The following is a 10,034-nucleotide window of genomic DNA, read 5'->3' on the forward strand; positions in this document are numbered from 1 at the left end:
CTCTAAAAATATAATCCACGTTTGCATGGATGGCAGGTTTTTTCTTTAGATGACAACCATGTTATCTACGCATCACCCTTTTTTGATGGCAAATTAACCATAAAAGGCACTTCTTAACTGAAAATCAGGCAGAGCCACATAAGATAAAGAGTTGAGAACTATAAAAACAGAATAAAATTCCAATAATCCATTTACCAAAGATAGAAACTCGATTTTTTATTAAGAATTCTTAATTCGAAATATTCGCTACAATGCGTTTGGTGAACACCATAGCATACATGTAATGGTAACAAATGCTCCTCTCGAGGATGGCAATATCTTGCATGGGGCGCATTTTCCCAGTTTTCGATTCTTTTAACTCTTTCAGATTCAGCAATATCTTGATTCGAGCATGTATCAATCAACCATTTCTCAAATTTTTCATTCATTGCTTTACTATCAATTGTTTCTGGCTCAAAAAAGGCCCTCATATTATGAAATGAAAAACCTGAACCGATGATCATCAGATTATCATACTTTATTCTGGAAAGGGTAGATCCTATTTTTATATGATCGGCAGGATTTAAATTTTTAAGCAAAGACAGCTGGATGCAAGGGATATCTGCATCAGGATACATTATTTTAAGAGGCACAAATAATCCGTGGTCAAAGCCTCTATGTTTATCAAGTCTGTTTTTTATACCTGATTTGTTAAATAATTCTCCTATTTGTCCAGCTAAAACGGGTTCTCCAGGGCAAGGATATTCAATAAGATATGATTCTTCAGGAAAGCCGTAATAATCATAAATAAGTGAAGGATTTGAGCCAGAAGTAATTGTGGTTAAATCTTCCTCCCAATGAGCGCTTATCACTATAATAGCTGATGGTTTATCAATTTTTGAAGCTAAATTCTTTAAGGTTTTAACCATCTCTGCATGTCCTTCATCGCCTAATAGCGGTAAAGGGCCACCTCCATGAGATAAAAACAATACACAAGGATTGTTATTTTTCATGATTATTTCCTTATATGAGTGATACATTCTAACAGGTCAATATGTGAAAAAAACATATGTCACTTCTATTAGAGCAAAACATGAAAATTAAGTGTTTATTTTCCATCTATTGCCTTTTTTGTTGATATCATGAAAAACCGTTTTAAATCATTAAAAGAATATAGCATTAATAACATAAAGAGTTCAAAGGCATTGATAAGAACAGTCCCACTTGCCCTATTATGTCCGACAACGTTTCCTTATCGGACATAATTGGGGGGGGGCACCGTGTAGTATTATTGTTACCAAATAAAAGGATTCTTTATAGGCTGTGTTTTCCTATTTTTTTTGTATTAAAACTGTTGCTCTTTGATCTCCATCAGCGTTTTCAACAACGCCTCATGCAGCATTTTGGTTAATGCCGGATTTTCAAATATTTTATTATTAATCTCAAGTTCAATTCCGATATATTTCTCCGGCTGAAGAATTTTTTTAAGCTTGAGAGGCAGGCAGTCAGAGATGCCCCTGTATGGATAATTCATTCTTGTTCTGAACGATGGCGTTTCTTTATCAAGTTTCTGTTTCCAGAGAGAGCAAAATGTTTTTTCAGGCTTTCTTTTTGGGTCATAGAGAAAACCGATGTCAGCGTTTCTGACCTTGTCGTTCATGACAGGCGTGAAGGAGTGAACCGCGATGTGTATAACCCCTTGTTCCTCGGCAAGCCTTGTTATCTCTGTTTCAACTTTATTTCTGTAAGGAAAATAATATTTTTCAAGGATACGATCTTTTTCCTCTTTATTAAGGATACAAGTGAATTCCGAGAATAGATTTTTGCTGAAGGTCGATCTGTTAAGGTCAACAACAAGCCTTGTTGTTTCGGAATAAAAAAAAGGAGCTTCAAGCCCCGCGGAAATTTTCCTGGCAAGCTCAAGCCCTCCTATGTCATATCCCCTGTGATTTTCAAGAATCTTACATGCTTTTGAAAAATATTCGGCAAGTTCCCCCGGCACTTTGTTGCCGCCATGTTCGCAGGTGATTATGAACTTGGCTTTTTCTATACTCTTCATTTATTTGATCACATTCCTTGAGCCTTTGTAATGGCTGTCCCAGTATTCGTCACTCAGTTTATCTATTCGTACTTTGCCGCCGCTTGAGGGCGCGTGAATGAATCTGTCGTTGCCTATGAAAATACCAACATGGTTTGGGGAGAACAGCTTGCCTATGGAGCCCCATCTTGTAAAAAAAACTAGATCACCATTTCTCATTTCATCAAAATCAACATCCTGGCCTGAGTCAAACTGGCTCCCGGATGTTCTTGGAATCCTGATCCCTGCTTTATTGTACACAAATGATGTAAAACCTGAACAGTCGAATCCTTTTGGAGTTGTGCCTCCTGGCTTATAAGGGCATCCTTTATACTTTAGCGCAGTCTGTACGATTTTTTCCCTTAATGCATCTTCTTCTTCATGCCTTGGAGCGACAGCAGAACAGCCTGACATTAGTATTATAAAGAATAAAAGAAGCGGGATGAATAAAATTCCCCGTTTTTTTGTTTTAAAATTTAAGATCGTTTGTGTGGGTGTAAAGCTTGACAGGGTCGCAAAAAATTCAATTTCAGTCATTCTGGCGAAGGCCTGAATCCAGAAGCAGCTGTAATTACTGGATGCCGGATCAAGTCCTGCATGACGCCAATGCCATTTTTTGACTTTTTGCGAGTCCATCAAGCTTATAAATCTGTCTCTCTGTGCAAAATACATTTTCCCATCCTGTAAATCAGTAGCTGCTCATTTTGTAATAGAAAAATGGGTTTACACCAAGGGGAAATTTGGCTTTGGGGACTATATTATCAAGAAATCTGTAAGAATCGGTCAGGATTAGAAGCGGGAAGTATAAGGCCCGGATTCCCCGGGCCCAATTTTTTGGATTCTGTTTATTGTGACTATTCCGGCCTTGTTACTGCGTAAAGAACAGACATCGCCGCTGAATATACGCTCATCCATACTATGGAAAGGGTCAGGAGCGCTGAGGCGTTTGGATCGGCAGATAAAGTACTCAGAAACTCAATCTTGTTGCCTGCGACAAGAAACAGAATTTCATAAGCCGCAAAAAAAATAACAAGCGAGATCATCCACTTCTGGCATCTGCTCAGAATGACCTTCACAATATCTTCTCCCGGCCTTTTCTTGGCAATACTCCTTATTGCGAGAATTGCTACAAGTCCGGCAATTAGAACGCCAAGTGTCAGAGGTATTGTCAGAATGTTTTCAGGAAAGGGCAGGGGTAGCCCCAGGACAGTCATTAAATGGACATATATTCCTCCAATGGCTCCTACGCCTGAAAGATACATGAACAAAGAAAATATAGAATTCATTCCATCCGCCTTTTTGAAAATTGAACGATTCGTTTGATCCAGGGATTAAAAAATATTTTTTTCGAGATCTTTTGCAGATATATGAGCATTAAACGGAAAACAAGAAAAAAAGTCGGTGAAAATTCTGAAATTCATCGATTGATGGAGTCGCAAAAGTCTAAAAATGGCTTAAGCGTCATGCCGGACTTGATCCGGCATCCATTAATTACAGCTGCTTCTGGATTCCGGCCTGCGCCGGAATGACGGAAATAGGACTTTTTGCGACCTTGTCATCTATTAAATCATAAACTCTTTTCCCTATAATGCTTTTTTAGACTCCTGCATCATCTCTCAGTCCAATAACAGCAAGTCTGAGTCCTTCAGCATTTGCCTCTTCTGGATGAATTGGATTCCCCACTACATATTCAATTTTTGAAAAAAAGCGTTTAGGGAATTTCATCATGGCATTGCCGTCTTTATGGCTGAAAAAACTTCCCCAAAGCCCGCGCAGTGCAGACGGAACCACAGGTACCTGGTTTTTTTCAAGAATTTTTTCTATTCCGTTTTTGAATTCATGTATGTCTCCTGTTTTGGTGATCATGCCTTCAGGAAAAATGCAGACTATTTCACCTGCATCAAGGGCTTCTGCAATTGAAACAAAAGCTTTTTCATAAATTTCGGGATTCTGCTTGCGGGAACAAATGGGGATTGCCTTTGCAGTCGTAAAGATGAAATTCATCACAGGTATTTTGAAAATTGACGAGTCCATTACAAATCTGGCCGGTCTTCTGCAAAGACTGGCAATGATAAGTGCGTCCACATAGCTGACATGATTGCTGACAATCACAGCCGGGCCTTCGGATGGAATCATATGAAGATTTTTATGCTTAATTCTGTAGATGATGTGGGTCAGCACCCATACGAGACAGCGCATGGTGAATTCAGGAACAAGGGTGTAAATATATAAGGCAACAACTATATTCATTATTGTCAGAATTAAGAAGAAAATCGGAATCGAAAGCCCGAATTTACCGAGCAGAATTCCGGCCATAGCGGCTGAAGCAACCATGAATAAAGCGTTCAGGATGTTATTGGCAGCAATTACCCTTGATCTGAGCTCTGGTTCTGTCCTGACCTGGATAAGCGCATATAGCGGAACAATATAAAGGCCTCCGAATATGCCTATGAGGACAAGATCCACGAGAACCCTTATGCTTCCGCTGGTTTTAAGAAACTCCATAACAGTCAGCAGATGGTCGGGATTTGTCGCGCTGTAGGACATTGCAAGATCAATCCCGAAAATTGAAAGACCTATCGAGCCAATTGGAACAAGGCCGTATTCGATTTTTCTGCCTGAAAGCCATTCACAAAGGAGTGAGCCTGCACCGATCCCGACTGAAAACATCGTCAAAAGGAGCGTTACAACTCCTTCGCCGCTTCCGAGAATTGTTTTTGTGTAATTTGGAATCTGGGTCAGATAGGACGCGCCAAGAAACCAGAACCATGAAATGCCGAGCACGGAAAGAAAGACGCTTTTTTCTCTTTTGGCGAATTTTATGGTTTTGATTGATTCTGCGATCGGGTTAAGGCCAATTTTAAGATTTTTGTCAGCAGCCTCGGCCTTTGGAATAAATGAACTCGCCAGCCAGCCCATGAAGGCTATTATTATGACTGTTATTCCAGCGTATATTCTCCCATTTTCCTGCTGAATGAGAATTCCTCCGAGTATCGTGCCAATAAGTATGGCAACAAAGGTTCCCATTTCAACAAGAGCGTTGCCACCTATTATTTCATGGCTTTCAAGGTGCTGAGGAATAATGCTGTATTTTACAGGCCCGAAAAAAGCTGAATGCATTCCCATCAGAAAAAGGAGGAAGAGCAGGGCCGAGTTGCTTCTGTAATAAAAAGCAAATGTAGCGCATATCATTATCAGGATTTCAGCGATTTTGATTATTTGAATAATCCTGGATTTGTCGAATTTGTCGGCAATCTGGCCAGCTGTGGCAGAAAATAGAAAGAATGGCAGAATAAAAAGCCCTGCCGCAAGATTCATGAGAATATCAGATTCTCCCTTTGCCACGTTTCCTGCATGAAAGGCCAGAGTCAGTATGAGGGAGTTTTTGAATACATTGTCATTAAAAGCTCCGCAGAACTGAGTCCAGAAAAAAGGGGCGAATTTTTTCATGCGAAGAAGTTTGAACTGACTGTGTTCGTCCGGCATCTGCGGATCATACACGCTGCTCATCATAAGCTCCTTTATATTCATGTGGGAGGTCTGTAAAAATTAATCATGATTGATATACCCGAATAAGATCAAAGGCAACTCTAAGTATTAAACTGTTCTTTTACATTTGTCGACCAGCTATGAATTGACAATGTCAGATGTGGCTGGTAGTTATCTATGAGTTCCTTGTTTTTTATGAAAAACTGTGTTTATTGAAGGTGTGGCGAAGGAAACCATGTGTTTTAGGAGGTTCTTTGTGTCTGGGAAACATTATCTTTACTTTATGATTGTCCTGCTTGCCCTGATGAATATCGGATGTGCCTCGTCAGGCATGAAAAAAGTGGAAAAAACCGGTTTTCTTGGTGACTACAGTGGTTTAAAACAAGGTGGCGGGGATCAGGCCGCCTATGGTTACAGCAGGCCAGGCGCTGATTTGAGCAAATATGACAAAATACTTATCGAAAAGGTCTGCGTTTGTTTGCTTGGTCAGGAAGAAAGCACTGATTTAGAGCCAATTCTTCTCCGCGAGTTTGCCGATTATTACGATCAGGCGATAACTTCGGCAGTATTTGATAAATATAAGATTGTTGATGAGCCTGGGCCAGGGGTTCTGAGGGTCAGGGCTGCAATAACGGATGTCAAACCAGCATCGCCCATAATAAATACTCTGTCTTCGGTGTCTCCTCTTGGAATTTCCATATCTTTAGCCACAAAAATCGTTACGGATAAAAATCTCGGAACAGGAGAGGCTGCAAGCGAGATTGAAGTTCTTGATTCTGTGACAGGCGAACGTCTTGCTGCCGATGTCGACAGACGTCAGGGCGGGAAAATGATTTTTCGCGATAAATGGACAGATACCAAAAATGCCTTTGACCACTGGGCAAGCCGGCTGAGAATAAGGCTGGAAGCTATGTGCGTAAGGGATTAACGCAAATACTTTTCCCTTATTCTTTCAATTGTTCCATCCTTTTTTAGGTCATCAATTGTTTTATTGAATCGGGCAATTATCTCTGGTTCAGTGTCCTTATTAAACCCAAAAGCTGTTTCGCTTTTGTTTATAAGATAAATTACTTCATATTGGTTTGGATCAATGCCGTAGAGTTTCATGTTGTATGCGGCTGTATCTTCACCATATGAGATGGCATCCATTCTGCCCATTGCAAGTTTTCTGACAAGAGTTTCCGCTGAACTTGATCTCTCAAGCTTATCCATTTGGCATCCAGCAGAGACGAGGAATTGTTCTCCTGCATCTTCCCTTACAGTTCCTATGATTATATTCTTCAGTTCATTGATGGAGTCAATTTTATATTTTTTGCTTTTTTTTGCTATGATTACGTTGTTGTTGCTCAATATCGGGTTTGAGAAAATAAAATGTTTTTTTCTTTCTTCTGTGATCCCCATCGAAAACAGGCAGGAGTTTTTTTCGTTTTTTAAATACATGTATCCCCTGGCCCAGGGCAGAACCTCTATATCTGGTTTTTTAGGGCCTATTCCCGATCTTTTCCAGATTTCATTGAGTATATCAACGCTTATTCCCTTTAAAATTCCGCGTTCTGTATAATTGTAAGGGGCATATTCCTCTGTCATCCACCTGATTTTTTGAAAATCAGGGGAAGACTCCTGTCCGAATATCAGGGCAGGAAATATGGAAATCAAGACAATTGCCATTGAGAATGATCTGGGCATTTCCTTTCTCCTTAAGTAAATATGTTGCAGACTTGTATATGGATTTCCTATACTTTTATGTGTTTCCCATCACCATATTTCTTCCGCCCTTTTTAGCGGCATAGAGATAGCTTTCAGACTGTTTAATCATTTCCCATATTAATTCCTGGGGTTCTTCTTTTATGTGGCCGTCCATCGACCCAATGCTGACGGTCACACCGGTTTTTTCAATGTTAGCTTCTTCCACGGCGGATCTGATTTTTTCAGCCACAAGACTTGCTCCTTTATGTCGAACTTCAGGCAGGAAAATAATAAATTCATCTCCGCCGTATCTTCCAATTAAGTCAGATGCTCTCAGGCTTGATTTAATAATTTCAGAAATCTGTTTAAGCATTCTGTCTCCGATCTGGTGTCCCTGCGCCTCATTTATTTTTTTGAAATGATCTATATCAATCAGGATGATTCCAATGCCGGAGTTATTTCTTCTTGAAAGCTCCGCGAGCTGTTCTGCCACCACCATGAAGCCTCTTCTGTTATACGCTGACGTAAGTTCGTCGATTATTGTCTGGCGGGCAATTCTGTTACTTTCTTTCCAGATATGGAGAAGGGTTTCTCCGAGCAGTTCAAGTTCAGGAGTAATCAGTCCATGTTTTTTCAGAATTTCATCGAAGCCCTTGATATGAGCCATATAATCTGTCTCAGGATTCAATCCTTCAGCATTTCTTCCCAGTATGTGGAATAGAAGTTCAAATGCCGGATTCATCATGTAGAATTCAAGTTTGTATGCGATTAAAAATGTTTCAAGGATTGAATTGGAATCTTCGGCTTTTTTGAGAAGCTCCTGGGTTTTGTTCAGGCTGAGTTCCAGTTCCTTCGCCACCGAATCAGGAGAATCGAATATCTCAGGCAGTCCATTTTTGTTGGACAGTTTAATTATGGTTTTCCAGAATTCAATATGCCTTTCTTCGGTCGTCTTTGTCTCCAGCCAAAAATTCTTTATTCCCTGGTTCTCACAGGTGTTGGTGAATCTATCGTAGATATTTTTCGCTGCCAAATCGAGCTTTAGGCACAGGCTTACGATGTCAAGGGTGGTTATACTGTTTTCCATGCTATAATCCTGATAAATAGGCAGTTGTTTATAAAATTTCTGTGGCTTCTCAGTGTGTACGACTATGACTTTTTGCGCAGGTTTTTCAAAAACGAGACAGCTCTGTTCATAATGAGCAAATGATTGCTGAAAATCACAAAAGAAGAAAGGTGCGTGGCTTGGAAAATTTGCCCTGTTTTCAATTCAAAGGCTGTCTCATTGCTTTAATCGGCTTGGTTTCGTAAGCAGTTATGATGTTCGGTTTAAGCCGACTTACAATCTTTAAAGTATAAACTTCTGCTTCGTAAAACACAAACAATAATAGGTGTTCGAGCTCTTCGTCGGCAGGAATGAAAAAATAATATCCTGCCGGAGTTTCTTGTTCACCCCAATGAATCAGTTGATTGGATATGGTTCTGCCCAGTAAGCATAAGGGCTTTGCTCAAAAATCCCCTTTTTAGATGAATACTGATGCAGCTTGATTATGTGCTTTTGAGTCTGCTCTGTCTCGTTGCCTTTAAGCGCAATATCCAGAATATAATATTGCTTTTTGTATTTTACTATTGAGCTAAAATTGCCCGCGTCAGGATTGTTTTCATTGACAGTGACTTCCTGCTTTATCTTGCATGTGTTTTTATCTATTCTCCAAAATCCTGGAATAAGATCTGACCTTCCTGTAGCTGAAGCAGGTTCCGTATAAAGCATATATTCATAGTCAGAATTTTTTGAGGAAAGATCCTTTTTTAGCCTGTAAAGTTTGAAATTCTGCTCTCCTGCCATGCTGAGGCTTTTAGCTATGTATTCTTCATCTCCTGCTTTTTTGTAACATGGGAAGTTTCTCGCAAGATCAGTTGACTCAGGGTCGTCTGTGCTAACCACAGGTTTTTCAAAAATAACCTCGCCATTATTGGCTTTAAGGGACTTCATGAAACTTTTGCAAAAGTCAGGGCTTGCTTCAGAAATATGGATGTTAGGAACAAATGCCTCGGATTCGAGTATATCCATGACAGCTTTTTCCTCGCTAATACCTGATTCAGGGGAAACTATCTGGCCAGCCGGAGGGGCGATTGTTTTGGGAGGCAGATTGCCGCTATATGGTTGATCATAATTGGGTGCTGGATAGTTTGTGTCTGGATATGGCTCATTATAGTAGTAGTATTGCTCGGTGTAAATTATTGTACTCTCATCATTATATCTGTTGTTATAATGGTAATGATTTCTGTCATCATAATGATGGTGGCTGTGATGTTTTTTGTGCCATCTTCTGTGTTCTTCGGCCCTTTTTTGAGCTTCAAGGCTTTCACTTTCTCTCCTGTGCTCCTCTTCTCTTTTTTGCGCTCTATGTTCTTCTTCCCGTCTTTTTATTTCCTCAGCGCGCCTTTCAGCTTCCAGTCTTTGCTGTTGCCTTTTCAGTTCTTCAGCCTGCTTTTTTGCTTCTTCTCTTTCTTTTTCAATGGTGGCTTCCTGTGCTTTTTTTTCAGCCTCCATCTGTTGCTGATGAAGCTTTAAAGCTTGTTCCTTGCGATCAGCTTCAATTTTATCCTGCCTGATTCTGTCTTCGTACGCCTTTTTGTCTGCTTCCTGCTGGGCCTGATGGCGTTTATATTCCTGATCCTTGCGATCAGCTTCTATCTTTTCCTGACGAATTCTGTCTTCGTATGCTTTTTTTTCTGATTCCTGGAGTTCCTGCTGTTTTTTAAACTCCTGTTCTCTCCTGTCAGCCTCAATCTTTTCTTT

At 40.2% G+C, this 10,034-nt stretch carries 8 protein-coding genes and 1 pseudogene; 1 reads left to right on the forward strand and 8 read right to left on the reverse strand.

Features of this window, described 5'->3' with window-relative positions:
* Window positions 1-191: 191 nt before the first annotated feature.
* From K245_RS0122255 to K245_RS0122275, 5 genes are all read right to left on the reverse strand, one after another.
* Window positions 192-992: a DODA-type extradiol aromatic ring-opening family dioxygenase gene (locus tag K245_RS0122255; RefSeq protein ID WP_027360897.1), complete on the reverse strand. Its 801-nt coding sequence runs from the start codon at window positions 990-992 to the stop codon at window positions 192-194.
* A gap of 332 nt (window positions 993-1,324) precedes the next feature.
* Window positions 1,325-2,038, reverse strand: coding sequence for an N-formylglutamate amidohydrolase (locus K245_RS0122260; protein ID WP_027360898.1), 714 nt, complete (start codon window positions 2,036-2,038; stop codon window positions 1,325-1,327).
* On the reverse strand, window positions 2,039-2,728 hold the full coding sequence (locus K245_RS27565; protein WP_084156496.1) for a C40 family peptidase: 690 nt from the start codon (window positions 2,726-2,728) through the stop codon (window positions 2,039-2,041).
* A gap of 182 nt (window positions 2,729-2,910) precedes the next feature.
* Window positions 2,911-3,342 (reverse strand): hypothetical protein, encoded by a 432-nt coding sequence (locus tag K245_RS0122270; protein ID WP_027360900.1) that lies wholly within the window; start codon window positions 3,340-3,342, stop codon window positions 2,911-2,913.
* Between the two features lie 310 nt (window positions 3,343-3,652).
* Window positions 3,653-5,569 carry an MFS transporter gene (locus K245_RS0122275; RefSeq protein WP_198013971.1) on the reverse strand — a complete coding sequence of 639 codons (1,917 nt, stop codon included), beginning with the start codon at window positions 5,567-5,569 and terminating at the stop codon, window positions 3,653-3,655.
* Window positions 5,570-5,801: 232 nt separating this feature from the next.
* Between K245_RS0122275 and K245_RS0122280 the strand changes: the two genes are divergently transcribed.
* Window positions 5,802-6,473, forward strand: a complete 672-nt coding sequence (locus K245_RS0122280) for a DUF3313 domain-containing protein (RefSeq protein ID WP_027360902.1) — start codon at window positions 5,802-5,804, stop codon at window positions 6,471-6,473.
* Here the strand turns inward: K245_RS0122280 and K245_RS0122285 are convergent.
* From K245_RS0122285 to K245_RS0122295, 3 genes and pseudogenes are all read right to left on the reverse strand, one after another.
* Complete coding sequence (locus K245_RS0122285) at window positions 6,470-7,231, reverse strand: substrate-binding periplasmic protein (RefSeq protein WP_027360903.1); 762 nt, start codon at window positions 7,229-7,231, stop codon at window positions 6,470-6,472. The two genes, K245_RS0122280 and K245_RS0122285, sit on opposite strands and share 4 nt — an antisense overlap.
* A gap of 55 nt (window positions 7,232-7,286) precedes the next feature.
* Window positions 7,287-8,318, reverse strand: coding sequence for a GGDEF domain-containing protein (locus K245_RS27100; protein ID WP_051284579.1), 1,032 nt, complete (start codon window positions 8,316-8,318; stop codon window positions 7,287-7,289).
* 375 nt (window positions 8,319-8,693) lie between these two features.
* A pseudogene (locus K245_RS0122295) lies at window positions 8,694-10,034 on the reverse strand (hypothetical protein); the annotation flags it as partial.

It is taken from the genome of Desulforegula conservatrix Mb1Pa (assembly GCF_000426225.1).
GTDB lineage: Bacteria > Desulfobacterota > Desulfobacteria > Desulfobacterales > Desulforegulaceae > Desulforegula > Desulforegula conservatrix.